Source organism: Phocaeicola sp. HCN-40430 (genome assembly GCF_037890285.1).
Lineage (GTDB): Bacteria > Bacteroidota > Bacteroidia > Bacteroidales > Bacteroidaceae > Phocaeicola > Phocaeicola acetigenes.
This window is the reverse complement of sequence record NZ_JBBKBS010000005.1, coordinates 23,542-50,240: the sequence shown is the minus strand read 5'-3', so window position 1 is coordinate 50,240 and position 26,699 is coordinate 23,542. Positions and strand designations below refer to the sequence as shown.

The window sequence follows — 26,699 nt, the reverse complement described above, 5'->3', positions numbered from 1 at the left end:
GTTTGATTATGCCAATAATTGTATTAATTCTTCGAAAGTATTTGCTACCTGCATATAGTTGTTCAGCGGATGATGTGCAAATCGCTGTTCTTCCAATCCTTTCAGGAAATGAAGGATGTCGTCCCAAAAACCGTTCACATTGTAGAAAATGATTTTCTTGTCGTGATAACCGATAGTACCTCCTGCCATCACATGAAAGATTTCGTCGAGTGTTCCTACTCCTCCGGGCAGTGCCACCATCACATCGGCTTCCTGAAGCATGATGTCCTTCCGGTCGCTCAGATTGACAGTATGAAATGTTACATCCAGCAAATCGCTCACCATTCCACGTTCTTCCAGCTTGGTAGGTATCACTCCCATAATCATGGCTCCCTTTTCTTTTGCCGCACGAGCCACTGTTTCCATCAGTCCCCTGTTCGAACCTCCGTAAACAAGCCATTTGCGGTTTTCTCCCATCCATGCTCCGAACTGTGCTGCCTTCTCGGTATACACAGAATCGATATAGTCGGATGCAGAGCAGAATACAGCAATTTTATTCATAGCTTATTGGGTTGTTTTTAGTCTTTATTCTGCAAATATCTGCATTTTTTAAAGAAGGACAATAAGTATTGTTGTATTTTTGCAAGCAGAAACAGATTCTAATAAAAAAACAATGGCTTACAATACTTTCACTTTGTCAAACGGTCTGCGTATTATACATACTCCCAGCCCCACCAACGTAGCTTATTGTGGTTTTGCCGTAGACGCAGGAACCCGCGACGAAATGGAGCAAGAACAAGGTATGGCGCACTTTGTAGAACATCTTATCTTCAAAGGTACACAAAAGCGAAAAGCCTGGCATATCCTGAACCGGATGGAGAATGTAGGAGGCGACTTGAATGCTTATACCAACAAGGAAGAAACCGTCATCTACAGTGCCTTTCTGAAAGAGCATTTCGCCCGTGCCGTAGAACTTCTTACAGACATTGTTTTTCACAGTACCTTTCCTGCACAGGAAATTGAAAAAGAAGTAGAAGTAATCATTGATGAAATACAAAGTTACGAAGACAGTCCTGCCGAGCTGATATTCGATGATTTCGAAGAGCTGATTTTTCCGGAACATGCCTTGGGAAGAAATATCTTAGGAAAACCGGAACTGCTACGCCATTTCCGCAGCGAAGATGCCTTGCAGTTTACCGGCAGATACTATAAACCTACCAACATGGTTTTCTTCGTACAGGGAGATATTGATTTCAAGCGGGTAATACGCACGGTAGAAAAGGCTGTAGCTGATATTCCTTATAGTGAAGTAGAGAACTATCAGAGACAAGCTCCACAGCCATATTGTCCTAAAAATCTGACGTTACACAAAGATACCCATCAGTCGCACGTAATGATAGGTGGACGTGGATATCACGCATACGACGAACGTCGTACCGGATTGTATCTTCTGAACAATATTCTGGGAGGTCCCGGCATGAACAGTCGCCTCAACGTATCTTTACGCGAAAAACGGGGATTGGTGTATAATGTAGAATCAAACCTGACTTCATACACTGATACAGGAACCTTCTGTATCTATTTTGGTTGTGACACGGAAGATACAGACTATTGCATTGAACTGGTGCAGAAAGAATTGAACCGTCTTCGCATGCGGGCTTTGACAACAGCCCAGCTGGCTGCAGCAAAAAAACAGATTATCGGTCAGATTGGAGTAGCCGGCGACAACTTCGAAAACAATGCCTTGAGCATGGGCAAGTGCTTCCTTCACTACAAAAAATACGAAGACAAAGAGGAGGTGTTCCAACGTATTGAAGCTCTGACCTCTTCTCAATTGCTGGAAATAGCTAATGAGCTATTCAGTGAAGAACAACTCTCTACGCTAATCTACAGATAAGATATGCAAATGCAGTCGGGAAATATTACCGACTGCCCAAATCGTCATAAGAGCTTTGCAGAATAGCTTTTCCTCGCTTCAAACGGTTTTCATCGGGTTGGGGTTCGTCGAGCAAAACCTGCCCGGAGTTATTGTCGAACAAGGTAACTCCAGTGCTGTCGCAAAAAACAAAGCCGTTATTAAAGGTATAATAAGCAAACGGATAGGTATATTCCTCTCCCAATACATTACGGCTGAAATTAAACTCACTGTGCTCTATTTCCAGCTGTCCGAGTAAGGTAGCTGCCAAATCGGTCTGATTCATTAACTTGTCAATAACCATTGGCTGCTTGACGGCACCTCCTAACCACAACATAGGAATATGATGCACCCAGGGAGCATGTCCGTGGCCTGTTGCCGGATAATGGAATCCATGATCGGGAAGACAAATAATCAGCAAATCTTTCCACTGCGGAAGTTGTTTCATCTTATCCACAAAGCGACCGAGGCAATCGTCTGTGAAAGCAAAGGCATTGGGTATCTTTTCCTCCAGACGGTGATAAGGCACTTCAAACGGTTCATGACTGCTCAAAGTAAGGAAAGCAGTATGCCAGGGCCCTTCTGTACGATTCTTAAGCTGGTTGTACAGATAATCAAAAGTGATATCGTCGTTCACCCCCCATGGATTTTTACGCTGTTCCATAGGAAAATCGACATCTGCCGTCAGGTGCTGATAGCCACTGCTCAGCAAATAACTCTTCATATTGGTAAAGTTGATATCGCCACCGTACAGGAAATCGGTCGTATATCCTTCTTTCACCAGCTTGCCTGCAATTGAAGGCAAAGTGCGGCTTTTTGCCGGAATCTTCATTACCGATAAATTCGGGAAACTCTGGTATCCGCTAAAGGTGCAGACTGTACCTCTGTCGGTACGGAAACTGTTTGCGTAACAGTTTGTAAAATAAATTCCTTCTTTCGACAAACGGTCGATATTGAGACTGGCTCCGGGTACTCCGCCTAACGACTCTACCATGGTGGCTCCAAACCCTTCCATCAGAATGATTAGAATATTGGGGCGCTTGGTATTCAGGAGTTCCACCGCATTCTTTCCCTTTACCGGATAAAGTCCGTCGAACAAGTGAGCACGTTCTTCTTCAGAGAAGAAATTGAATTGCTCCTCGTAATTCTGCGTTTTGCTTACAGATGAAAGCAGGCTAAAGGCCGGATTGACTGCCGAATGATTCAGAAATTCATTGTTGCAGAAATAAACCTGACCGATATTGGAGGTTGATTCTGTCACTCCTCCACGAATGACGATAAACAACAATCCTCCCAGTACAAGCAAACCGGCTGTTCCGGAAAGTTTCTTCGTAGTAGCCGGTAAATGGGAAGGTGTCAACTTATATAATCCCCAGGCAGTGAGTCCTGCCAGCAATATCATCACCAATACACGGAGCAGGACGAATCCGACCGATACACTGGCCAAAGCATTTTTCGGCGAATCCATATAAAGAAAAATAGAGGCATCGAGCTTGAATTTCCAAAAAGGATACAAACCCATATCCACCACAAAGATAATAGCCATCAGCAGGCTGATAAGAGCATAATAGCCTACCAGAACTGCACGTAAAGGAAATCTCTTGAACCAGACACTAACCAATACAGCCAGAAAAGGAAGTGCAACCAGGTAACCGGCAGTAGCAGCATCCAATGACAGGCCATGATACATGACTTTGAAATAATCTGTCCACGACACATCAGAACTGGCAGCACTATTGTACAACATAAAGAATGGCTTTTGTACTAAAAATATCAGTACCAATGCCACAAAGAATGAAATAAGGTAAGCAAATCTCTTCTTCATCAGTTTCTTATTTTTTTAACGAACTGTTCAATTTTAGTTACTTTCTCCCGAAATCGGCAGGCACTTCTCCCCATTTCTCTGTCTCCCACTTCAACAAAGGTGTGGTATATGGGTTTTCTCTCAGCCATTTTTCGGCACGTTCTATCATTCTGAAAAGCTCCTCTGTCCGGGAGGTGCGTTCCAACTTTGTCTTACATTTCTTCTGCTTTACCCAAAGCAGTGCATTACGGCTATCGGAATAAATAGGCATGTCTATACCCTTCTGTTTTAACAAGGCAAGACCATGTACTATAGCCAGAAACTCTCCGATGTTATTGGTTCCATAAATAGGTCCGAAATGAAAGATTTCCTGCCCGGTAAGCAGATAAACTCCACGATACTCCATCGGACCGGGATTACCGCTACATGCCGCATCCACAGCCAGACAGTTCAAATTAAAGTTTTCGGGAATCTGACAGAGAGAAGGCTCTCTTTCCTGCTTCTTGTTGATATAATGATGGGCAGGAGTTTCAAAGGCATGTTCTGCCTCTTCCAAAGAATCAAATGATTTATATAAAGCTCCTTTATATCCTTGAATCTGAAGTTGACAATCTGTCCACGAGGTATAAACTCCAGGATTCACTCCTTTCCACACTACATAGAATTTCTGTTTGGGCATATGTTTCTTGTTAATAAGAACAAAAGTACACAAAAGGGTTGACATTCTTCTTGCCTTTCATAGTTTTTAAGAAGAAAGAGTATTCAAAGACGGATTATCTCCCTATATTTGCAGGCAACTAAAATCACATTTTACATTATTAAAACCGAAAAACTATGAAGAATATCGTAAGTGTTCTATTTTTCACAGCTTTACTAGTTTCCTGCCAACCGAAAGGATATACAATTGAAGGTAATTTATCTGACGCAAATGCCAACGGAAAAGCGTATATCGAATATCCTTCTTTCCTGAAAGGTCCTGTAATGATAGACAGTACTACTATTACCAACGGAAAATTTGAGTTCAAAGGCGAAGTGGAACAGCCGGAGCGATATCATATTCTGATTGACTTAGATAATTCAAATGTCACATCTGATAGTTCAAACAAGAAATATCAAAGTGAACTGTATATAGACAATTCGAATATTACCTTTACAGCCGACATCAGTACTGCTACAAAAAGCCAGTGGGATTCGTTGCTGGTTATTCCCAATCCTGAAATATCAGGGTCTCCCACCCATGATTTCTATCTGAGTCTGAATAAAGAAATTGCTTCTCTTACTAATGAACTGAAAGAGCTTAACCAACGTCATTTGGAATTGCAGGCAGACAGTATTGTCAATGCAGATGCTCTGCAACAAAGTTTACAAGACAAAGAAAACAAGAAAAAGCAATTACTGGAACTATTGAAAAAAAATGTGACTTCCATTGTGGCTGTCAACGAAACGGTCAACGTTCTTTCTGATAAATCAATAGGATTCTCTGCCAAACAAATCGAGTTGCTGTTAGGTACTTTCAAGAAACACTGGGCCAATACAGCGCAGATGGTTGCACTGGAATTTACAGCAGCCCTTGCTTACCCAAGCCGCAGCATCACACAATAAATATTATTTTCTTTCTTAAAAAGAAATGCCATTCACAATACATTGCGGTACCGTGAATGGCATTTTCCTTTATTTTATCTGTTATTTTTACATACGTTCCGGAACTTCAATACCGAGTAGTCCCATTGCAAGTTTTACCACCTTACCTACGTTCTGGCTCAATGCAAGACGGAATACTTTCACTGCTTCATTTTCTTCGCGCAAGATGCTGAAGTCATGATAGAACTGGTTGTATTCTTTCACCAAGTCGTATGCATAGTTTGCCAAAATAGACGGGTTATAGTCGCTACCAGCCTGTTTTACGACATTGGTAAAGTCTGCCAACATCTGGATGAGTCCTTCTTCTTTTGTGCTCAACTCTATTCCAGCAGGAATTACAGCAGGAATAGTCAATCCAGCTTCGGCTGCTTTACGCAAAATAGACTGGATACGAGCGTATGTATACTGAATAAACGGACCTGTATTACCATTGAAGTCGATAGATTCTTTCGGATTGAAAGTCATGTTCTTGCGTGCATCTACCTTCAGGATGAAATATTTCAATGCACCCAATCCTACGATACGTGCAATATCATCGGCTTCTTCTTTGGTAAGACCATCGAGTTTTCCCAACTCATTGCTGGTTTCCTTGGCTGTTTCAATCATGGCTTCCATCAGGTCGTCTGCATCCACTACAGTACCTTCACGGCTCTTCATCTTACCTTCCGGCAATTCTACCATACCGTAAGAGAAATGTACCAAATCTTTACCCCATTCAAAACCTAATTTATCGAGCAGGATAGACAATACCTGGAAATGATAGTTCTGTTCATTACCTACTACATAAATCATTTTGTTGATAGGATAATCCTGGAAACGCAACTTGGCTGTACCAATATCCTGAGTCATATATACAGAAGTACCGTCGCCACGAAGCAAAAGTTTATGGTCGAGTCCTTCAGCAGTCAAATCAGCCCATACCGAACCATCTTCTTTGCGGAAGAAGAAACCTTTTTCCAGACCTTCCATCACTTTTTCCTTACCTTCCAGATAAGTATCCGATTCGTAATAAATCTTATCGAAGCTTACACCCATCATACGGTAAGTTTCATCGAAGCCGGCATAAACCCATTCGTTCATCTTCTTCCAAAGAGCACGAACTTCCGGATCGTTTGCCTCCCATTTACGAAGCATTTCGCGTGCTTCCAGCATCAATGGTGACTGTGCTTCTGCTTCTTCTTTGGTCAGACCCTTTTCCATCAGTTCGGCAACTTCTGCCTTATAGTGCTTGTCGAAAGCTACATAATAATCGCCTACCAGATGGTCGCCCTTCTTGCCCGAAGATTCAGGTGTTTCACCGTTACCATATTTCAGCCATGCCAACATTGACTTACAGATATGGATACCTCTGTCGTTGACAATATTGGTTTTTACAACTTTATTACCGTTAGCTGCCATTACATTGGCCAATGCATTTCCCAAAAGGTTGTTACGCACATGTCCTAAGTGCAACGGCTTATTTGTATTAGGCGAAGAATATTCAATCATCACCAAGGGAGCATCAGCAGCCGCTTCCTGAATACCCCATTTCTGGTCTGCATGAATCTTATTCAGTAATTCAATCCATACATCCGATGCGATAGTCAGATTCAGGAACCCCTTTATTACGTTAAAGTTAGCAATCGCCGGTTCATGCTGTTGCAGATATTCACCAATTTCCTGCGCTGTCTGCTCAGGAGATTTCTTTGACATTTTCAGAAAAGGAAATACGACTAAAGTCAAATGTCCTTCAAACTCTTTCTTTGTCTTCTGCAACTGTACCATTTTTGCAGGCACATCCTGCCCGTACAATGCCTTTACGCCTTCGATGATAGAGGCGGTCAGTTTATCTTCTACTTTCATATCGTCCTCTGTATATGTTTATTCTCGGTACAAAGATAGTGAATTTCTATCAGTTCAGCCTATATCTGTACCGAGTTTCTTGCTATTTGCATACACCGACTTCGGCAATGCCCAATACCTTTTCTGCGCCCTGAACACGAGGAGCACGGAATTCGATATAACGCGCTTTCACCGGAGTAAAGTATACAGACTGAAGAATCGGATTATTAATGATATTCGAGAATTCTCCACTCTTCACCAGTTTGTTCACAGCAGTCGGTTCATTGCCCACACGTAGTTCGTATGTCAATGCCATACCGCCTTCTACTCTATTTTGGTTAGGCAGATAGTGGAAAGAAGAAATCATCTGTTCACTTCCCAAATCAATCAGAATCTTATCGCCTTTCACCATACAAACTGTCTTATCATCTTTATCCGATGCCTTAGCAGCTTCTTCTTCATTAACTCCTACCAATGTAAATGGCAAGCTTTCGACTTTTCTTGTTGTTGCAGCTACTCCTTCATCAGCTTTTTCACCTGCATCGTACACACCAATACTGCTCAGACACAAAGGACCACGTGCTTCGGTAATACGAATACGAATAGCTGTTGAATTTACTGATTCAAAACGAAGCAAACGTTTGTAGCCGATAGTAGTTGTTTCCTCATTCATTCGCACAGGCAACCACTGATCACCATCCTTATATTCTACCACAAACGATTTTACACGCTGTCCGAGTGGAATATATTCCTGCAACAGCATACGGTTCATACGCTGAGCTTTCGGGAAGGTAAATTCGATATCGGCAGTTGTTACGCTATCTTCTGTGGCCCAATAAGTATCAAAGTTATCATCAGTCAGTGCAGAAGCTACAAAATCACCTCCACGTTCGTTAGAAACCTTCGGTGTCATACCAGCTACCAGGTTAGTCTTCAGCTCCTGAAGAATCATTTCATGGAACTTCACTGCATTGGCAGAGTCAATCGGATGAATCAGTCCGTTCCGGTCTACCGGGAAATTCAAAAGCAAAGTGGCATTATGACCTACACTACGATAATAAAGGTCTACAAGCTGTTCCGGAGTCTTCACCAGACTATCTTCTTCCGGATGATAGAACCATCCCGGACGGATAGATACGTCACATTCGGCAGCTACCCACTGGTTACCATCCTCATGTCCGTATTGCAACTCATAATATCTGGGATAACCCGGATACACTTCTCCCTTGCGTAAGAACGACCAATTGGTAGCACCGGCAAACCCTTTTTCATTACCTACCCAACGGCAACCAGGTCCAGCATCAGAGAACACAATAGCTTGTGGCTGGATGCTATCCAGCATCTCATAAATCTTAGGATAATTATAGTAATTCTTACGATCGATAGTACGCATATCCTTGGCACCACCATACCATCCGTCTCCACCATTTGCACCATCAAACCATACTTCGAACACATCCCCATAATTAGTCAGCAAATCACGAAGCTGCGCATAGAAATAAGGTAAGTATTCCGGTGTACCATAGTTAGCTTGATGTCTGTCCCAAGGTGACAAATAAACGGCAAATTTCAATCCATACTTTCTACAAGCCTCTGCCAGTTCTTTCACTACATTTCCCTTACCGTCTTTCCATGGAGAGTTCTTCACACTATATTCTGTTCCTTCGAAAGGCCACAAACAGAATCCGTCGTGATGTTTCGCAGTCAGGATAACCCCTTTCATACCTGCTTTTACAAGTGTTTGTGCCCATTGTTCACAATCCAGATTCTTCGGATTAAATACTTTCGGATCAGTATCCCCATATCCCCACTCACGGTCATTAAATGTATTCAAGCCAAAATGAATAAACGCATAGGTTTCCATTTTCTGCCATTCCACCTGCTTTGCCTCCGGTATCGGATAGACAGGTTGTGGAGCTTCTACATGCTTGGAAGCACAAGAAAACAAAAGAGATGTAGCCGACAACGCCACTGATAGAGTTAATAATTTCATGATATTGATAGATTTAAATTCATCACAAAAATAAAATAAAAAAGCGGTTCCCCAAAAGAGAACCGCTTTTCATATAACGATATTGCAAATTCAAATTACAATTTCGGACCAGCAGCAACCAATGCTTTACCAGCTTCGTTACCAGTGAACTTAGAGAAGTTCTTGATGAAGCGAGCAGCCAAGTCTTTAGCTTTTTCTTCCCACTGGCAAGCGCATTCGTAAGTATCGCGAGGATCCAAGATCTTAGGATCAACACCCGGCAATTCTGTTGGAACAACGAAGTCGAAGTAAGGAATAGTCTTAGTAGGAGCTTTTTCGATAGAACCGTCCAAGATAGCATCGATGATACCACGAGTATCTTTGATAGAGATACGTTTTCCAGTACCATTCCAACCAGTGTTCACCAAGTATGCTTTAGCACCAGTCATTTCCATCTTCTTAACCAATTCTTCTGCATATTTAGTTGGGTGCAATGACAAGAAAGCAGCACCGAAGCAAGCAGAGAATGTCGGAGTCGGTTCAGTGATACCACGTTCTGTACCAGCCAACTTAGCAGTAAATCCTGACAAGAAGTAGTACTGAGCCTGTTCAGGGTTCAGGATAGATACAGGAGGCAATACACCGAATGCGTCAGCAGACAAGAAGATAACTTGTTTTGCGTGAGGACCCTTAGACACCGGTTTAACGATGTTTTCAATGTGGTGGATAGGATAAGAAACACGAGTGTTTTCTGTTACGCTCTTATCAGCGAAGTTGATTTTACCTTCAGCGTCAACAGTAACGTTTTCCAACAAAGCGTCACGTTTGATAGCGTTGTAGATATCTGGTTCAGATTCTTTATCCAAGTTGATAACCTTAGCGTAGCAACCACCTTCGTAGTTGAATACACCTTCGTTATCCCATCCGTGTTCGTCGTCACCGATCAACTTACGTTTCGGGTCTGTAGACAAGGTAGTTTTACCTGTACCAGACAAACCGAAGAAGATAGCTGATTCAGTTTCGTCCATGTTAGTGTTAGCAGAGCAGTGCATAGAAGCGATACCACGCAACGGGTTGAAGTAGTTCATCATAGAGAACATACCTTTCTTCATTTCACCACCGTACCAAGTATTCAGGATAACCTGTTCTTTAGTAGTCAAGTTGAATACAACTGCAGTTTCTGAGTTCAGACCCAATTCCTGGTAGTTTTCAACTTTAGCTTTAGAAGCGTTGTAAACGATGAAGTCAGGTTCGAAGTTTTCCAATTCTTCTTTAGAAGGACGGATGAACATGTTAGTTACGAAGTGAGCCTGCCATGCAACTTCCATGATGAAACGAACTTTCAAACGAGTAGCTTCGTTAGCACCGCAGTAACCGTCAACAACGAACAATTTCTTGTTTGACAATTCTTTAGCAGCCAAGTCTTTCAATACGTTCCAAGCTTCTGTAGTAACAGGCTTGTTGTCGTTTTTATATTCTTCAGAAGTCCACCATACAGTGTTTTCACTTGTAGCGTCTTTTACCAAGAATTTATCTTTAGGAGAACGACCAGTGTAGATACCAGTCATTACGTTTACTGCACCCAGTTCAGTTTCCTGACCTTTTTCAAAGCCTTCCAAACCTGCTTTTGTTTCTTCAGCAAACAATACTTCGTATGAAGGATTGTGTACGATTTCTACGGTACCAGTGATACCGTATTTGGTAAGATCTAAATTTGCCATTGTTTCAAATGATTAATTTGGTTATTATATCAAATGTTTAGTTTTTACTTTTCAAGTCTTTGACTAAGAGAGTGTCTTTTCATCATCTCCTTGTCTAAGGCGCTACAAAAATAGTAGTTTTCTTTCAAACAAAGAAGTTATTACAGAAAAAATTCCGTAATACTGAAAGATTTATACTTGTGTAACAAATCTGCCATTTCCACATAGCAACTATGAAATCATTCCAATCATCGTATCATGGTTTTCCCATTTTTTCACAGGTCTTTTCCTTTTCTTTTCATCCGGACATACTGATTACTCCATACACCAATCCATAACACCCCAAAAGCAAACAGAAATCCCGGATACTGTTTTTATAACTTTCTTTTGTCAACCCTTTCATATACGGTATAAAATTTCAATTACATTACAAGTTGCTCTTCGCCCGCCATATAAAGCTAAAACACTACGCGTATTCCATATAGCAATCCAGCCGTAATAAACTTCAAGCGATAAGGGTCGTCCAAGTCTACTGTTTTCTTCTCTCCTTGAGCTTCTACCTTAAATTTCTTTATTTTGGATGCTCCCCAGTAAGAAGTACCTACAAACACATCCATATGAGAAAGCAAGCGGCAGGATATTTCAAAATAGCTGTTTATGCCCAAAGCATGAGCCGATACCTTATACCCCGTATTGTCCAACCATCCGTCATTGCTATACCATAAATAACCTACCCCAATGCTTCCAGACATTACCCAACGCTTGGCAAACCTTGTGCTTGTTTTATACTGTGGAGCTATATAGTTCACTTGAATATCTTCCGATACCATACGACCTTCTACCCCATAATTTCCGGAAGTGGAAAAAGTAGAAAACAAAACACCCACTTTCCACTTGTCGAAACAATAAAATGCATCTATAGCGCCTATAATTCCCCCTTTATAATTACCACGGTAATGCTGCCCATAGGGAGAAAGGTTAGAATTAAGCAACCAGTTATATCCGGTAGCAAGGGACATTTCCAACATTTCTTTCCTTTCTTTTTTTCCTTTGGAAGGAAACTCTTTACTCTCATTTTCCAAACTCTCCTGCCCTTTCACAACTGTTCCCACAAGCAGCAAAATAAACAACATAAATAATTTCTTCATAAAATCGCCTTTTTAAACCATTTTTTACTTTAATCATTTACTAAGTATAGCAAAGCATTTCATCTGTTTCAATTGATTTCACCAAAACTCTTTACAACATTCAAGACAATACAAATAATGTGATGTCTTCTGCCATTAAGGATAGAAAACACAAAACAAATCCACTTAACAAGATGTATTTTTTCATAGCCTTTTGTTTTTAGATTCAATGCAAACTTACATAATTCCATTCTTTTTCTAGAGGACAAAAGGGGGACAAATACACATCACCAATTCCTGTTCCATTCTAATACACAAACAGTTATAGAAATAAATTAAAAAAGTTCGTGGACAAAAGGTCCCACGAACTTCTACAAAACAGCAGCAATCAAGATTATCTCCTGGCATCCTTATAACTGTCTTCCTCAGTAACTCTTCAAGAAATCCTCCAACGCTATATCCAACTTCAGTTTATCGTGTTTGATACGATATTTCCTTTTCTTGAAAGCCTCATCCATTAGGCCTAAGAGATAACAAATATCCTGATTTCTTATTCCAACTTTTAAAAGACAGCATATACATACATCAGTCTTGCTCAAAACTGGGTATTCTTTCTGCAAACGGTAAGCAAATTGATTGTAACAGGCATTGACAGCCGAAAGGAACTGTTCAATCTCCATTGCTGAAAGTCTAATTTGGCTTGCTTTCTTGTCTTTCTGAAGAGCAGGTAATTCACAAATATTCTCAATATGCCTTATTACCTCATTCATATGGAAAAAGCGTTCCTTCCAAACAGCTTCTTTCTCCAGTATTTCCTGTTTGTTTCTCTGTAACTCGTACTCTTTCTTTTGTTTATACCTGTTGTATATACCATAAAATACGAACAATAAAGCAATCGCTACTAAAGCTACTACCAATACCAATATTTTCATACGTTGCTCTTTCGCTTTCAGTCTGCCATTTTCATTCTGCATCAAGGAGTAGTCATACTTTTGCTGCAATTCCCCTAAACGGTTAGTTTCTTCCTTTTTCATCAAGGAATCTACACTACAAGCATACAACTCATGAAATCGTAACGCATCCTCATAATGTCCCAAACGCTTTTCAAGTTCGCACATCGACAAAGCATAAGCTGCTTTCTTTCTGAAATCAGCATCATTCCTACCTTTCTCTATATACAACCGAGCCGAATCCACTTGCTGCAAATCCAAATAAATATCTCCCTTCAATGCAAACACCGTTTTCCTAAAAACAGAATCTTTCCAAAAAGCAAGACTTCTATCAGCCAGTTCCAATGCTTTTTCATATTTATGAATCTTCCAGCAAAGAACGGAATAACAGTGGTTTAACCAGCCTAATTGTTTACCTCCTATATTTTCCGCATAACTAATAGCTTTCTCCAGTTTTTCAGAAGCCAACTGATAATCACCATTAGAAAGATAGCCCCAACCCATTTCACCCAAAACACTAATTATCATCGCCGTATCCCTATTCTGTACAGCATATTGACAAGATAATTCCATTTTATTCAAAGCCAATGTATACGGCTTCTCATCCTGTAACAAACATCCCCAGTGGTAATACAACAGACTCAGAAATTTATACTCACTGCATCCTTTGGCAGCACTGCCGGCTTTCTGAAAATAGTCCAATGCACGATGGCGGTCGTAACGGTCACGACAGACCTGTGCCATATAGAAACAGCTTTTCGATTTGCGTAGCGAGTCAGCAGTATCGCTATAATATTCCACGGCAAAACGAATCAGTGAATCTCCCTCCACCGGTATATAGTTTTTATAACAAGCCTGTGTATAGAGCAAAGAATAGAGCGCACGATTTCTCCCATACAGCCTGTCTGTATGCTCCATTTGCGTCAAAACATGCCAGGCACTGTCAGCCTGATGTTGCAACAGTTCCTCTATCTTCTCCAGCTGACGATAGATATATTTTTGTCTATATTGCCAACTGCCGATTCCTGCCACCAGTACCAGCAGCAACAATGCATATATCGCAATTCTACTTACTCTCATATCTTATCCGGATAAATCCCCTGTATTCTTCAAATATAAGAAATTCCCATAAAAAAGAAACAAAAAAACTCTGTATATTTGCGGCATAAATATGTAGCAATCAACTTATAAAAGAAACAAGACATGAAAATTGTAGAACTAAACCAAAGCAACACTATTCTAAACCGCTATCTGGCAGAGATCCGAGACATACATATACAAAAAGACAGCCTGCGCTTCCGCCGCAACATTGAGCGAATAGGAGAAATCATGGCATATGAAATCAGCCGTGATCTTCCTTACCAGCCGATGGAGATACAGACTCCGCTTGCCCTGGCTACCGAAAACGTACCTGCTATCCAGCCTGTAGTGGCTACTATCCTGCGTGCCGGCTTACCACTACATCAGGGATTCATCAACTATTTCGACCAGGCAGAGAATGCCTTTGTTTCGGCATTCCGCAAATATATCAACGAAGACCATTTCGACATTCATATCGAATACATCGCCTCTCCTCGTCTTGACGGAAAAACACTGATTATTACCGACCCTATGCTGGCTACAGGCGGTTCAATGGAACTGGCTTATAAGGCACTGCTTACCAAGGGAGAGCCGGCACACATCCACGTGGCTTCAATTATCGCAAGCCGTCAGGCAGTAGAACATGTAAAAAAGACTTTCCCAGCCGACAAAACGACCATCTGGTGTGCAGCAGTCGATCCGGAATTGAACGCTCACTCGTACATTGTACCGGGACTGGGTGATGCCGGAGACCTTTGCTACGGAGAAAAAGAATAAAAAAGAAGCGTATCAGCCTTTCTTTCCTCAAAAGACTGATACGCTTTCTTATTTCAAACCTGTACGGTTTATTCTTACCCTACCGGCACTTATTATTGCCTATAGAAAAACAATGGTCTGGAAAGACTACTTTATTTCCCAAGTATCATTCGTATCCAGCAGCTCGGCAAAGGTATGATACTTCTTCTTGGCTGCCACCTCTTCAATCTGTGCTTCTACCGCTTCTTCGTAAGTAGGAGCTTCCACATCGCGAATTACACCCAGAGCTATCGGGAAATCCGGCCCTTCCATCAGTGCCAGTTTCAATTGCAACGTATGGTCTTCGCAATGTGCATCGTGTACAAGAATGTCTTTCTCCGTGATTCCGTTTTCTCCCAGCTTCACAACCTTCAGTCCGAAACCTTCCTGCATCAGTCCAAATTCCTTATTCGGACCAAACAACATCGGTTTTCCATGTTCCAGGTAAATAGCGTTCCGCTCACGGTCTTCCTTCTTTGCCACCGCATTGTGCGTTCCGTCGTTAAATATCACACAATTCTGAAGTACTTCCACCACAGAAGCCCCTTTATGACGGGCTGCCGCTTTCAGTACCTCCACAGAGGGAGCCATATCCACCGCCACACAACGGGCAAAGAAACGTCCGCGTGCTCCAAAGCACAATTCAGCCGGACGGAAAGGATCTTCTACTGTTCCGTAAGGCGATGACTTGCTGACAAATCCACGTGCCGAAGTCGGTGAATACTGTCCTTTAGTCAAACCATAAATACGATTGTTCAACAGAATCATATTCAGGTCTACATTACGCCGGATGGCATGAATAAAATGATTACCTCCGATAGCCAGTCCGTCGCCATCTCCCGAAATCTGCCAGATGGTAAGATTCGGATTGGCCACCTTGGCACCGGTAGCAATGGCTGCCGCACGCCCGTGAATGGTATGCATGCCATACGTATTCATATAGTAAGGAAGACGGGAAGAACAGCCAATTCCCGAAATTACCGCTATTTCATGAGGAGGAATCCCTAACTCAGCCAATGCCTTATGAAAAGAATTCAGGAAGGCATGGTCGCCACATCCCGGACACCAGCGAGGCTGTCCGGCTTTATAATCGGCTGCTGTATATTTTTGTTCGCTCATACTTGCAAATTAAGAATTAAGAATGATGAATGCTGAATGAAAAATGAAGAATAAAGATGACATATCTTTTGTATCATTCTTCATTCTTTATTAATTCCGTAAAAGCCTCTACCAGTTCCTGTACCACAAAAGGCTGGCCTTTTACCTGATTGAACTGATGCAGACGGATACCTTCTATCTTCATACGCAGATAGCCGGCCAGTTGTCCCATATTCTGCTCGGCTACTACAATCTTCTTGTAGCGACGCAATACTTCTTCCGTATTGCGGGGAAGCGGATTGATAAACTGGAAGTGAGCCAACGCCACTTTGTATCCACTGCGGTTCAATGTATCCATAGCCGAATGCAAATGTCCGTATGTACCGCCAAAGCCCACAATCAGCAAATCTGCGTCTTCCTCTCCTTCCACCTTCAGGTCGGGAATAATATCTGCAATCCGTTCCACCTTCTGTGCACGAAGCTGTGTCATAAGATGATGGTTTTCGGGCTCGGTAGAGATAGCTCCGTTTTCATTGCTCTTTTCCAGCCCGCCAATACGATGCATAAAGCCTTCCATACCCGGTGTTGCCCAATAACGTACTCCATTTTCAGCACGCTGGAAAGGAGTCCACGATCCAGCCATTTCGGGCTTCACATAAGGAGGAACAATAGACGGATACTCTTTCAAGTCGGGCAAACGCCATGCCGCAGAACCGTTGGCAATGTATGCGTCTGTAAGCAGCACAACCGGAGTCATGTATTCCAATGCAATTTTACAAGCCATATAAGCCGAGTCGAAGCAATTGGTCGGCGAAGTAGCTGCAATCACCGGCATCGGACTTTCTCCGTTTCGTCCATACAATACCTGCAACAAGTCGGTCTGCTCCGATTTGGTAGGAAGTCCGGTAGACGGTCCGCCACGCTGCACATCCACAATCACCAAAGGTAATTCGGTAATCACGGCCAGATTCATTGCCTCACTTTTCAGACAGATACCCGGACCGGAAGTTGTAGTAACCGCCAAAGCTCCTGCAAAAGCAGCTCCTACAGCCGATGCACAGCCTGCAATCTCATCTTCACATTGCACAGTCTTTACGCCCAGCGATTTATGTTTTGCCAGCTCATGCAAGATATCGGTAGCCGGAGTAATGGGGTAAGAACCCAGATACAACTGCAATCCGGCCTTTTCCGCCGCAGCCATCAAGCCATAAGCCGTAGCCTTGTTTCCGTTGATATCCATATACCGGCCTTTTTCCTTCTGTTTTTTAGAAGGCACCGTATAACTTGTCGATACGGAAGCGTGCGTATTTTCACCAAAGTGATAGCCGTCATAAAGCACCTTGATATTGGCTTCTGCAATCTCGGGCTTCTTGGCAAATTTCTCGCGCAACAACTTCTCGCCTACTTTGATATCACGATGGAACAGCCAGCACACCAGCCCCAATGCGAACATATTCTTGGTTCGCATGATGGTTTTATTGTCCAGTCCGCTGTCTTTCAGACTCTCCTTGCACATGGTAGTAATAGCTGCTTCTACCACTTCATTTTTAATACCCAGTTCGGAGAAAGGATTTTCCAGTGTGAATTTTGCCTTTTCAAGATCACGGGGTGTAAACGAGTCGGAATCGATGATGATTACCGCCTGCGGTTTACAGAATTTATATTGTGTTTTCAAAGCAGCCGGATTCATCGCTACCAGCACATCGCATTTATCTCCCGGAGTATAGACTTTGTCGGAGCCAATGTGTACCTGAAAGCCCGATACACCGGTCAGTGTTCCTTGCGGTGCGCGAATATCAGCCGGATAATCGGGGAATGTACTGATATCATTTCCCTCAGTAGCCGATATATTGGAGAACATATTTCCGGCCAACTGCATACCGTCGCCCGAGTCACCGGAAAAACGTACTACGACATCTTCCAACTCTTTGACAATCATTTCTTCTGCCATAATATATTATTTAAAGTTCACAAATTCGATAAACGCAAAAATGGCAAAGTTCTTGCTAAAATCAAAATAAATCAACGCTTATTTACAGAAATGGATAGATAAGAGTTTTTTATACAGAATTATTGGGATATCCATAAAAAAAAGTAACTTTGCAGACACATGGCCTTGTAGTTCAACGGATAGAATAGAAGTTTCCTAAACTTTAGATAGGGGTTCGATTCCCCTCGGGGCTACCTTTTTGTTCCAACAAAAACAGGAAAGTCCGGCAATGATTCAGACATTGCCGGACTTTCCTATTTTTACCGGAAAAACCGATTAAATTACTTTCAGTTCCTTGCCCACTTTGATAAAGGCTTCGATAGCCTTGTCGAGGTGTGCACGTTCGTGTCCGGCAGACAGCTGTACACGGATACGTGCCTGTCCTTTCGGCACTACCGGATAATAGAAACCGGTTACGTAAATGCCTTCTTCCTGCATGCGTGCAGCAAAGTCTTGAGAAAGTTTAGCATCGTACAGCATCACCGCACAGATGGCACTCTGAGTTGGTTTGATATCGAAACCAGCAGCCAGCATCTTGTCGCGGAAGTAAGTTACGTTGTCCATCAGCTTAGTATGCAAATCGTTGCTTTCCTTCAGCATCTTGAACATTTCAAGGCTTGCTCCGATAATGGCAGGAGCTACTGAATTAGAGAACAGGTATGGACGAGAACGCTGACGCAACATAGCAATGATTTCTTTCTTACCGGTAGTGAAACCACCCATCGCACCACCGAATGCCTTACCCAGTGTACCGGTAAAGATATCTACCTTGTCGTATACACCAAACTGTTCGGCTACACCATGTCCGGTCGGACCTACTACACCAGCCGAGTGTGATTCGTCTACCATAACCAGTGCATCGTATTTCTCAGCCAGTTCACAAATCTTGTCCATCGGAGCTACGTTACCGTCCATTGAGAACACACCGTCTGTAGCAATAATGCGGTGACGCTGTGCCTGAGCTTCTTGCAGACAACGTTCCAGGTCGGCCATATCAGCGTTGGCATAACGGTAGCGTTTTGCCTTGCAAAGACGTACTCCGTCGATAATAGAAGCGTGATTCAACGCATCGGAGATGATGGCATCTTCTTCTGTAAAGAGCGGTTCGAACAAGCCACCGTTGGCATCGAAACAAGCGGCATACAGAATAGTATCTTCGGTGTGGAAATAATCGGAAATAGCTGCTTCAAGCTGTTTGTGCAAGTCTTGTGTTCCGCAGATAAAACGTACGGAAGACATACCGTATCCATGAGTATCCATTGCCTGCTTGGCTGCTTCTATCAGGCGTTTGTTGTCGGACAGCCCCAGATAGTTGTTGGCACAGAAGTTCAGCACATCACTTCCGCTTCCCACCTTTATGTCAGCACGCTGAGGAGTCGTAATAATACGTTCGTTTTTATACAATCCGGCTGCTTCTATGCCAGCCAGTTCCTGCGTAAGGAACTCTTTAAATTTACCATACATACCTGTCCAAATTTAAGTTCTATTATTGCAAATATCCGATTTTTTTCCCGAATATCCTCATTCTGCCGGAAGAAAAAGGAAGGGATAAGGAAGGAAAACACAGCCGATACCCGATTCATAATGCGTCTCATTGCAGTGGGACGGTCGTCTCCTTGTAATGGGACACTCGTCTCATTGCAGTGGGATGAGTGTCTCACTGCAAGGAGACGGCTGAAAATACCAATACCCAATTACTCCTTCCGCAAAGAAGTATCTTATTTACACTGTAACCCTAAAGTTTTAGGTATAATTCTTGACTCAGACTGACATAAAGACAATTTTTTTCCGTAAGTTTGTATAATAAAACAAAAACCTACCCAACATGAAAAATATTCTAATTATCGGCTCTACCGGCCAGATTGGTTCGGAGCTGACCATGAAGTTACGTCATATCTATAATGGAAATGTAGTGGCCGGCTATATTCCAGGTGCAGAACCAAAAGGCGAACTGAAAGAATCCGGACCGTCTGCTGTAGTAGACATTACAAATGCACAGCAAATAGCCGATACTGTAGCACAGTATAACATTGATACAATTTACAACCTGGCTGCACTGCTCTCTGCCGTAGCCGAAACCAAACCACAGTTGGCCTGGAAAATCGGAGTAGGCGGATTGTGCAATGTGTTGGAAGTGGCACGTGAGAAACAGTGTGCAGTCTTTACTCCAAGCTCTATCGGTTCATTCGGTCCTGGTACCCCCAAAGACCAGACTCCACAGGATACACTGCAACGCCCGAAAACAATGTATGGTGTAACAAAGGTAACCGGTGAATTGCTGAGTGACTATTATTTCAACCGCTTCGGAGTAGATACACGTTCCGTACGTTTCCCGGGACTGATTTCTTACGTAACTCCTCCGGGGGGAGGTACTACCGACTATGCAGTAGATATCTACTATTCTGCAATAAAGGGAGAACGTTTTAAATGTCCTATTGCAGCAGGTACTTACATGGATATGATGTATATGCCGGATGCACTGCGTGCTGCCATCGAAATCATGGAAGCCGATCCTGCCAAACTGGTACACCGCAACTCGTTCAATATTGCAGCCATGAGCTTTGAACCGGACACCATTTATCACAAGATTCAGGAATATATCCCCGAATTCCGTATGGACTACGAAGTAGACAGCTTGCGTCAGGGTATTGCCGAATCATGGCCAAATTCACTGGATGATTCTTGTGCACGTGAAGAATGGAACTGGAAACCGGAATACGATCTGGACGGCATGACACGTGATATGATAGAAAAACTAAGAGCAAGAAAAGATCTGTAAGAAAACGATAAAACCAAAAACTAAAGGAGGCAGGGTTTAATGATAACTAAACTCTGCCTCCTTCGTTTCTATATTAAAAGAGAGATTTATACTCCTGCACATAAAAGAATAAGGCTCAATCCAGCGATTGAGCCTTATTCTTTTATATTAAGTGAAAGCTTATGCTTCTACTTCTTTAGTACCTTCCGGCATTTTGTTACCCATAGTAAGGTAAGCTACCGGAGCTGCAACGAACATAGAAGACAATGTACCGATTACTACACCCAGAATCATTGCGAAAGCGAAGCTGCGGATGCTGTCGCCACCCAAGATAAAGATGCTCAACAATACAATCAAAGTACTCAATGAAGTATTGATAGTACGACACAAAGTAGTATTCAATGAATCGTTGAACAGTTTTGCACGGTCACGTTTCGGATACAAGTGGAAGAATTCACGTACACGGTCGAAGATAACCACCTTATCGTTGATAGAGTAACCGATTGCTGTCAGGATAGCACCGATGAAAGTCTGGTCGATTTCCAACGAGAACGGCATCCAGCCGTGGCACAATGAGTATGCACCGATAATCAATATAGTATCGACAGCCAATGCGATAGTTGCACCCACACTATATGCAATGTTGCGGAAACGGAGCAGGATGTACAAACCAATTACAATCAAGGCCAGAATAACCGACCAGATAGCTGAAGTCTTGATATCGTCTGCAATACTTGGTCCTACTTTCTGAGAGCTGATGATAGATCCACCCGCACGGTTATCGCGGTCGATAAAGATTTCGAGAGTAGTTCCTTCACCCAACAGGTTGCCTTCTTTCAAAGCATTGTACAAGAACTCTTCGATTTCAGCATCGATAGTAGGAGAATCTTCTTCGATACGGTAGTTGGTAGTTACACGGACAGTTTTTCCGTCTGTACCCAATGCTATAGCCTGTACATTGGCATCGCCTACTTTAGGCTGCAACAAGTTACGTACAGTTTCAGGCTGTACTACCTGTTCGAACTGAACGACAAAGTTACGTCCACCGGTAAAGTCGATACTCTGAGCCAAACCGCGTACAAAGAACGATACGATACAAACCAAGATGATTACGCCCCAGATAGTGAACGAACGCTTGGTAATACCCATAAAGTTATAATGTACGTTCTGCATCAGATTCTTAGACAATTTGGTAGTAAACGTAAAGTTCAACCACTTGTCTTTTGCCATATAGTGTTCGTATACCAGACGAGTCAGGAATACAGCTGTAAAGAATGAGCAGAGGATACCGATAATCAAAGTAGTGGCGAAACCACGGATCGGACCTGTACCGAAGTTGAACAGGATAATACCTGTCAGGATAGAAGTCAAGTTAGAGTCGAAGATAGCAGAGAATGCGTTTCCGTAACCTTCAGCCAAAGCTTGTTTAGGTCCTTTACCTGCTTTCAACTCTTCTTTTGTACGCTCGTAAATCAACACGTTCGCATCCACTGCCATACCCAAAGACAACACCATACCGGCAATACCGGACATTGTCAAGGCTGCCTGGAATGAAGACAAGATACCCAATGTGAAGAAGAAGTTCACAAACAAAGCACCGTTTGCAACCATACCCGGGATAAATCCATACATGGCACACATGTAAATCATCAATACGATGAGAGCTACCACGAATGAAACGATACCCTGATTAATAGATTCCTGACCCAAAGACGGACCTACGATGTCTTCCTGTACGATACGGGCAGGCGCCGGCATCTTACCGGTTTTCAATACGTTTGCCAAGTCTTTAGTCTGTTCCGGAGTGAAGTTACCGGTGATGCTTGACTGTCCTCCTGTGATTTCATTGATTACATTCGGAGCACTATATACATAACCATCCAATACGATAGCGATGGCACGCTGAATGTTTTTCTTGGTCAATGTAGCCCAGCGACGTGCACCGTCGTTGTTCATTGTCATGCTTACAGCCGGTTTGTGGAAGTCGTCGTATGTATCGCTTGCGTCTACTACTACGTCACCTTCCAGTGGTGCACGACCGTTACGTTCTGTAGAACGGATAGCATAAAGTTCGAAGATACGACCAGTTTTATCCAAGTCGGAAGCAGCTACACCCCACATCAGTTTCAAATCGCGAGGCATTACTCTCTTCACTTCATCCAAGTTCAGAATACGGTTTACTGCTGCAGTATCTTTATAGTCGGCATAACCTACTACACAGCTTTCCTTATACTGATTAGGACTCAGAACAGCAAACAACGGGTGTTCTTTTTTCATGCGCTCCATATCTACATTAGTATCGGCAGTTTCACCCTTCAATGCAGCTGTCAGGCTATCTTTTGCCGATACAACAGGAGCAGCAGCAGAATCTGCAACAACTGTTGTAGTATCCATGCTCATTACTTCGCGTGCACGGCTGTCGATTGAAGCCAGCAGAGAACCCAGTTCACCTACTTTATAAGTTTCCCAGAATTCCAGATTAGCAGAACCCTGCAAAAGTTTTCTTACACGTTCAGGTTCTTTGATACCCGGCAATTCCACCATGATACGTCCCATCTTTCCTTCCAAAGTCTGGATGTTAGGCTGAGCCACACCAAAGCGGTCGATACGTGTACGCAATACATTATATGAGTTGTCTACTGCAGCTTTCACTTCTTCACGCAATACAGCTTCTACTTCTGCATTGCTGCTACGGGTAGTGATTCTGTCTTTCAACTGCTGAGTAGCAAACAGTTCTGCCAGACTACCTTCGGGAGCCAGTTTCTTATACTCTCTTACGAACAAGGTAATGAAATCATCCTGGCTTGTTACCTGAAGACGAGCAGCTTCGTCTACTGCTTTGTTGAAAGTTTCGTCGGTCTTGTGATCGGCCAATGCACGTACAACATCTGGTACAGAGACTTCCAGAATCACATTCATACCGCCTTTCAGGTCCAGTCCCAACCCGATTTCCATCTCACGACACTGTTTCAGCGTATAACTTCCCAGCCAAACCTTTTCATTCTGTATAGAATCAAGGTAGTGTGCCGCACCTTTCGGGTCTTCTGCCGCTTTATTCATATGATAGCGGGTCACGAATGAAAACGAAAGATAGAACACACAGACAAGGGTCAGTAATATCGCAAAAACCTTTACAAATCCTTTGTTTTGCATGTTACTTTAATTTATGATATTTACTTTTTTAATTAATATACGTTTATTCAAGGTTGCAAATATAGTTTTTTTTTCATTTACACAGGGAATGCATGCTAAATATTTAAACATTAGACAATAAAAAAGAATGAAAAGACAAGATTTAAAGGCTTGGAAAAAGCAAAATAACACAAACTACAGCCTATAAAACAACAGGACGTAAATTTTAAAGATAAAGGACAGATAAACAGAAGAATGGGAACACCAAGGTTTTTGTCAATACTCCAGTATACACCATACCGGATAATGGTCGGAAGCAATTATACTGCGGTCTACCTTGCATTGTAATACCCGGAATGCACTTCCGGCAAAGATATGGTCGATACGAAAATAGAAATGATCACGATTGTAGGAAATACCCAGGCCATTTCCTCCTTCGGCATACGCATCTTGCAGTCCCTGCCCGATTACCCGATGGGCGTAAGAAATGGGAGAATCGTTGAAATCACCGCAAACCAGCATAAAAGGAGAACTGTTCCGGGAAATAAAAGCGGCTATCGAATCGGCCTGTACAGCTCTGATTTTTACGGCATCTGCCAGTTTGTGGAGCAACAGTTTCCCTCCTTTTTCCACATTTTGCTGATTTGGAGACTTCAGCAAATGGTTATAAATTTCCTTGTCTTCGCTATTCAATTTATTAGACTCAAGATGGTTATTGACAACAAGCAACGTATCGTTTTCTACCTTCAGCCGATAAAGCATACTTCCATTATTCAGGCTTTCATAAGAAATACGTTCGGCTGACAAAATAGGGAAACGGGAAAAACAAGCAATTCCGTTTTCTCCTGCCAATGCAAGATGTTTGTAGTAAGGATAAGAAGAAAGAGCTTTCTTCACCTGCTTATCAAGCGTACATTCTTGCAAACAGATGACATCAGCCTCACTTTTATTCAGATAAGCCAGAATAGAATCTTTACCTTCAGAAAAATTGAAGACATTGTAAGTAAGAAGTTTCAATGTTCTTTTGGAGGATTCCAAGGGTTTATTGATAGGACAGTAGGTCCATGTCGCATTCCAGCAGACAAACAAGGTCAGTAAAGGCAACATTGCAAACCAGCGTCTGGCAATCAGCCACAAAAGAAGAAAAGCAAAATTCAGTAAAAAGAAAAAAGGAAACAACAAGCCGGAACAAGCCCAAATGGCATGTTCTGCCGGAGAAATATAAGGGCTGTATGAACAACACAAAAAGCCCAATGATACAAGAATATTTCCTCCCAATAAACAGAGACGCATTATACGTCCTATAGATATCATCTTTTTACTCACAAGCTATTTTTTACTGGCATCAAACAAACGTTTTTTTTCTTCTTCGCTCAAACTGCCATAGCCCGACTTTCTCAGTTTATCCAAGATACGGTCGACTTCTGCTTCACGCTCTTTTTTCCGTGCATTGAAATCATAGTCTTTCTGCTTGTCGCCATAATATACTTTCATTTTAGGCTTACGTACAACTGGTTTCTTCCAGCCTATACAGAAATCGATGACATAATTAATCCAACGGGTTACATCGGTTCCTCTGCGAAGTCCTGCTGCAAACCACCATCCTGCCAATGCTCCACCAAGATGTGAAATGTGACCTCCTGCATTTCCGGAAGTAATGAGCATCAGGTCGAGTAAAATAATAACCAGTGCGATGGTACGCAAACGTACTGTTCCAAAAAGTAGAAGTTGTACAGGATAATTGGGTTCTCTCACAGCGACCGCCACAACAATAGCTAATACGGAAGCAGAAGCACCCAACAAATAAGAAGTGGGAAGAGCATGTTCAAAATAAGGGAAGATATGATAAGATATCATATACAATACTCCCCCACAGATACCTCCCAACAGATAAAGGCCGCGCAAATGTTTGGATGAAAAGAAACTCAGGAATAACTTTCCAAACCAATACAGCCACAACATATTGAACAGGATATGCAGCACATCGGCGTGCATAAACATATAGGTAATCAGTGACCAGGGCTGACGGATGAACTTCTCCCACCAAGCCGGAAGCTCCAGTACATTCATCCAGGGAGAGAACGGGACTTTAAACAACATCAGAATAATCCCGACCAAAGAACAGATCAGAAAAACTCCCACATTGATGTAAAGCAGGCGGGTCACAATATTCCCCTGCCGGAAGTTCTCTTTCAGATTAGTAATAAAGTCGTCCGCTGCCATTTTTCTTCCTCCAATATAGAATAAGTATCAACCCGAACAGCATTCCTCCCAAATGGGCGAAGTGAGCAACACCGTCGCCTCCTGAGAATCCAAGGAAAAGTTCCAATACCGCATATCCTACTACAAAATACTTTGCTTTAATTGGCATTGGTATCGGAAAAACAAACATCTGGCTGTTTGGAAAAAGCATACCGAAAGCCAATAGAATAGCATATACTGCACCTGATGCTCCTACTGTATTCCAAAGATTCAGGAATTCAGACATCGGAATGACTCCGCTACCGGTATTAACTCCATCGTAGTGTGAGAATTGTACGATGTATTCAATATACTGGACAACTTCTTGTATCAAACCTGCACCTATTCCGCAAAGAATGTAATAGAACAAAAAGCGCTTGGGACCCCATACTTGCTCCAATACACGCCCGAACATCCACACGGCAAACATATTAAAGAAAATATGCTGAAAATTGGCGTGCATAAACATATAGGTAATAAGCTGTGCGGGATTAAAATCGGGAGCAAGGAAAAAGTGTAATCCTAACCAATTATTGACATTGATGCCATAGCGCTCTCCCACAATAGCTCCGAAAAAGCACAGTGCATTGATAATTAACAGATTTTTTGTTACTGCTGGAATATTATTCATATTGTATTTTTTAATCAATTGCACAAAAGTACAATTTTATTCTCTCTTACTATCACCTCTTATAT

19 protein-coding genes and 1 tRNA gene are annotated in these 26,699 nt (G+C 42.4%); 5 read left to right on the top strand and 15 right to left on the bottom strand.

The genetic code is table 11. The features are described 5' to 3' along the window. Positions 1 to 6 precede the first annotated feature (6 nt). Positions 7 to 540, bottom strand: coding sequence for an LOG family protein (locus WKU26_RS03355; protein WP_340320912.1), 534 nt, complete (start codon positions 538 to 540; stop codon positions 7 to 9). 112 nt (positions 541 to 652) lie between these two features. Between WKU26_RS03355 and WKU26_RS03350 the strand changes: the two genes are divergently transcribed. After that, positions 653 to 1,876, top strand: coding sequence for an insulinase family protein (locus WKU26_RS03350; RefSeq protein ID WP_178267346.1), 1,224 nt, complete (start codon positions 653 to 655; stop codon positions 1,874 to 1,876). A 25-nt stretch (positions 1,877 to 1,901) separates the two neighbouring features. Here WKU26_RS03350 and WKU26_RS03345 read toward each other — a convergent pair whose 3' ends face one another. Next, positions 1,902 to 3,719 (bottom strand): LTA synthase family protein, encoded by a 1,818-nt coding sequence (locus WKU26_RS03345; RefSeq protein ID WP_340320911.1) that lies wholly within the window; start codon positions 3,717 to 3,719, stop codon positions 1,902 to 1,904. 37 nt (positions 3,720 to 3,756) lie between these two features. Then, complete coding sequence (locus tag WKU26_RS03340; protein ID WP_340320910.1) at positions 3,757 to 4,377, bottom strand: ribonuclease H family protein; 621 nt, start codon at positions 4,375 to 4,377, stop codon at positions 3,757 to 3,759. Positions 4,378 to 4,532: 155 nt separating this feature from the next. Here WKU26_RS03340 and WKU26_RS03335 point away from each other — a divergent pair, with 155 nt between their 5' ends. After that, positions 4,533 to 5,300 carry a DUF4369 domain-containing protein gene (locus WKU26_RS03335; RefSeq protein WP_340320909.1) on the top strand — a complete coding sequence of 256 codons (768 nt, stop codon included), beginning with the start codon at positions 4,533 to 4,535 and terminating at the stop codon, positions 5,298 to 5,300. A gap of 87 nt (positions 5,301 to 5,387) precedes the next feature. On the opposite strand, the gene argS is transcribed toward WKU26_RS03335, so the two are convergent. The 5 genes from argS to WKU26_RS03310 form a co-directional block, all read right to left on the bottom strand. After that, a complete protein-coding gene (gene argS / locus WKU26_RS03330; RefSeq protein ID WP_340320908.1) occupies positions 5,388 to 7,181 on the bottom strand; it encodes an arginine--tRNA ligase in 1,794 nt (597 codons plus the stop codon). 82 nt (positions 7,182 to 7,263) lie between these two features. Then, positions 7,264 to 9,153 (bottom strand): alpha-L-fucosidase, encoded by a 1,890-nt coding sequence (locus tag WKU26_RS03325; protein WP_340320907.1) that lies wholly within the window; start codon positions 9,151 to 9,153, stop codon positions 7,264 to 7,266. A 95-nt stretch (positions 9,154 to 9,248) separates the two neighbouring features. Continuing rightward, on the bottom strand, positions 9,249 to 10,853 hold the full coding sequence (gene pckA / locus WKU26_RS03320) for a phosphoenolpyruvate carboxykinase (ATP) (RefSeq protein ID WP_340320906.1): 1,605 nt from the start codon (positions 10,851 to 10,853) through the stop codon (positions 9,249 to 9,251). A 437-nt stretch (positions 10,854 to 11,290) separates the two neighbouring features. Further along, a complete protein-coding gene (locus WKU26_RS03315) occupies positions 11,291 to 11,980 on the bottom strand; it encodes a hypothetical protein (RefSeq protein WP_178267353.1) in 690 nt (229 codons plus the stop codon). A gap of 404 nt (positions 11,981 to 12,384) precedes the next feature. After that, positions 12,385 to 13,989, bottom strand: coding sequence for a hypothetical protein (locus WKU26_RS03310; RefSeq protein ID WP_340320905.1), 1,605 nt, complete (start codon positions 13,987 to 13,989; stop codon positions 12,385 to 12,387). Positions 13,990 to 14,112: 123 nt separating this feature from the next. Between WKU26_RS03310 and upp the strand changes: the two genes are divergently transcribed. Further along, positions 14,113 to 14,766 carry a uracil phosphoribosyltransferase gene (gene upp / locus WKU26_RS03305; RefSeq protein ID WP_340320904.1) on the top strand — a complete coding sequence of 218 codons (654 nt, stop codon included), beginning with the start codon at positions 14,113 to 14,115 and terminating at the stop codon, positions 14,764 to 14,766. A gap of 126 nt (positions 14,767 to 14,892) precedes the next feature. Here the strand turns inward: upp and WKU26_RS03300 are convergent, their stop codons facing one another. After that, positions 14,893 to 15,903, bottom strand: coding sequence for a 2-oxoacid:ferredoxin oxidoreductase subunit beta (locus WKU26_RS03300; protein ID WP_178267358.1), 1,011 nt, complete (start codon positions 15,901 to 15,903; stop codon positions 14,893 to 14,895). 73 nt (positions 15,904 to 15,976) lie between these two features. After that, on the bottom strand, positions 15,977 to 17,833 hold the full coding sequence (locus tag WKU26_RS03295; protein WP_340320903.1) for a 2-oxoacid:acceptor oxidoreductase subunit alpha: 1,857 nt from the start codon (positions 17,831 to 17,833) through the stop codon (positions 15,977 to 15,979). Positions 17,834 to 17,994: 161 nt separating this feature from the next. Here WKU26_RS03295 and WKU26_RS03290 point away from each other — a divergent pair. Continuing rightward, positions 17,995 to 18,066, top strand: a tRNA-Arg gene (locus WKU26_RS03290). Positions 18,067 to 18,148: 82 nt separating this feature from the next. Here the strand turns inward: WKU26_RS03290 and kbl are convergent. Then, positions 18,149 to 19,336 (bottom strand): glycine C-acetyltransferase, encoded by a 1,188-nt coding sequence (gene kbl, locus WKU26_RS03285; RefSeq protein ID WP_178267360.1) that lies wholly within the window; start codon positions 19,334 to 19,336, stop codon positions 18,149 to 18,151. 361 nt (positions 19,337 to 19,697) lie between these two features. Here kbl and WKU26_RS03280 point away from each other — a divergent pair, with 361 nt between their 5' ends. Continuing rightward, the gene (locus WKU26_RS03280; protein ID WP_340320902.1) at positions 19,698 to 20,651 is read left to right on the top strand and encodes an NAD-dependent epimerase/dehydratase family protein; all 954 of its coding nucleotides are present in this window, start codon (positions 19,698 to 19,700) and stop codon (positions 20,649 to 20,651) included. 159 nt (positions 20,652 to 20,810) lie between these two features. On the opposite strand, the gene secDF is transcribed toward WKU26_RS03280, so the two are convergent. The 4 genes from secDF to WKU26_RS03260 all read right to left on the bottom strand — a co-directional run bounded on the left by secDF (position 20,811) and on the right by WKU26_RS03260 (position 26,634). Beyond that, positions 20,811 to 23,783 carry a protein translocase subunit SecDF gene (gene secDF / locus WKU26_RS03275; protein WP_340320901.1) on the bottom strand — a complete coding sequence of 991 codons (2,973 nt, stop codon included), beginning with the start codon at positions 23,781 to 23,783 and terminating at the stop codon, positions 20,811 to 20,813. Positions 23,784 to 24,038: 255 nt separating this feature from the next. Next, positions 24,039 to 25,076: an endonuclease/exonuclease/phosphatase family protein gene (locus WKU26_RS03270; RefSeq protein WP_340320900.1), complete on the bottom strand. Its 1,038-nt coding sequence runs from the start codon at positions 25,074 to 25,076 to the stop codon at positions 24,039 to 24,041. 15 nt (positions 25,077 to 25,091) lie between these two features. After that, a complete protein-coding gene (locus WKU26_RS03265; RefSeq protein ID WP_340320899.1) occupies positions 25,092 to 25,985 on the bottom strand; it encodes a rhomboid family intramembrane serine protease in 894 nt (297 codons plus the stop codon). Then, positions 25,960 to 26,634 (bottom strand): rhomboid family intramembrane serine protease, encoded by a 675-nt coding sequence (locus WKU26_RS03260; protein WP_340320898.1) that lies wholly within the window; start codon positions 26,632 to 26,634, stop codon positions 25,960 to 25,962. Before WKU26_RS03260 ends, WKU26_RS03265 begins: the two co-directional genes overlap by 26 nt. Positions 26,635 to 26,699 lie beyond the last annotated feature (65 nt).

Bases quoted from the DNA above. Each gene is read 5' to 3' on its own strand.
- WKU26_RS03355 (WP_340320912.1), bottom strand. From the start codon at position 540: ATGAATAAAATTGCTGTATTCTGCTCTGCATCCGACTATATCGATTCT.
- WKU26_RS03350 (WP_178267346.1), top strand. From the start codon at position 653: ATGGCTTACAATACTTTCACTTTGTCAAACGGTCTGCGTATTATACAT.
- WKU26_RS03345 (WP_340320911.1), bottom strand. From the start codon at position 3,719: ATGAAGAAGAGATTTGCTTACCTTATTTCATTCTTTGTGGCATTGGTA.
- WKU26_RS03340 (WP_340320910.1), bottom strand. From the start codon at position 4,377: ATGCCCAAACAGAAATTCTATGTAGTGTGGAAAGGAGTGAATCCTGGA.
- WKU26_RS03335 (WP_340320909.1), top strand. From the start codon at position 4,533: ATGAAGAATATCGTAAGTGTTCTATTTTTCACAGCTTTACTAGTTTCC.
- argS (WP_340320908.1), bottom strand. From the start codon at position 7,181: ATGAAAGTAGAAGATAAACTGACCGCCTCTATCATCGAAGGCGTAAAG.
- WKU26_RS03325 (WP_340320907.1), bottom strand. From the start codon at position 9,153: ATGAAATTATTAACTCTATCAGTGGCGTTGTCGGCTACATCTCTTTTG.
- pckA (WP_340320906.1), bottom strand. From the start codon at position 10,853: ATGGCAAATTTAGATCTTACCAAATACGGTATCACTGGTACCGTAGAA.
- WKU26_RS03315 (WP_178267353.1), bottom strand. From the start codon at position 11,980: ATGAAGAAATTATTTATGTTGTTTATTTTGCTGCTTGTGGGAACAGTT.
- WKU26_RS03310 (WP_340320905.1), bottom strand. From the start codon at position 13,989: ATGAGAGTAAGTAGAATTGCGATATATGCATTGTTGCTGCTGGTACTG.
- upp (WP_340320904.1), top strand. From the start codon at position 14,113: ATGAAAATTGTAGAACTAAACCAAAGCAACACTATTCTAAACCGCTAT.
- WKU26_RS03300 (WP_178267358.1), bottom strand. From the start codon at position 15,903: ATGAGCGAACAAAAATATACAGCAGCCGATTATAAAGCCGGACAGCCT.
- WKU26_RS03295 (WP_340320903.1), bottom strand. From the start codon at position 17,833: ATGGCAGAAGAAATGATTGTCAAAGAGTTGGAAGATGTCGTAGTACGT.
- kbl (WP_178267360.1), bottom strand. From the start codon at position 19,336: ATGTATGGTAAATTTAAAGAGTTCCTTACGCAGGAACTGGCTGGCATA.
- WKU26_RS03280 (WP_340320902.1), top strand. From the start codon at position 19,698: ATGAAAAATATTCTAATTATCGGCTCTACCGGCCAGATTGGTTCGGAG.
- secDF (WP_340320901.1), bottom strand. From the start codon at position 23,783: ATGCAAAACAAAGGATTTGTAAAGGTTTTTGCGATATTACTGACCCTT.
- WKU26_RS03270 (WP_340320900.1), bottom strand. From the start codon at position 25,076: ATGATATCTATAGGACGTATAATGCGTCTCTGTTTATTGGGAGGAAAT.
- WKU26_RS03265 (WP_340320899.1), bottom strand. From the start codon at position 25,985: ATGGCAGCGGACGACTTTATTACTAATCTGAAAGAGAACTTCCGGCAG.
- WKU26_RS03260 (WP_340320898.1), bottom strand. From the start codon at position 26,634: ATGAATAATATTCCAGCAGTAACAAAAAATCTGTTAATTATCAATGCA.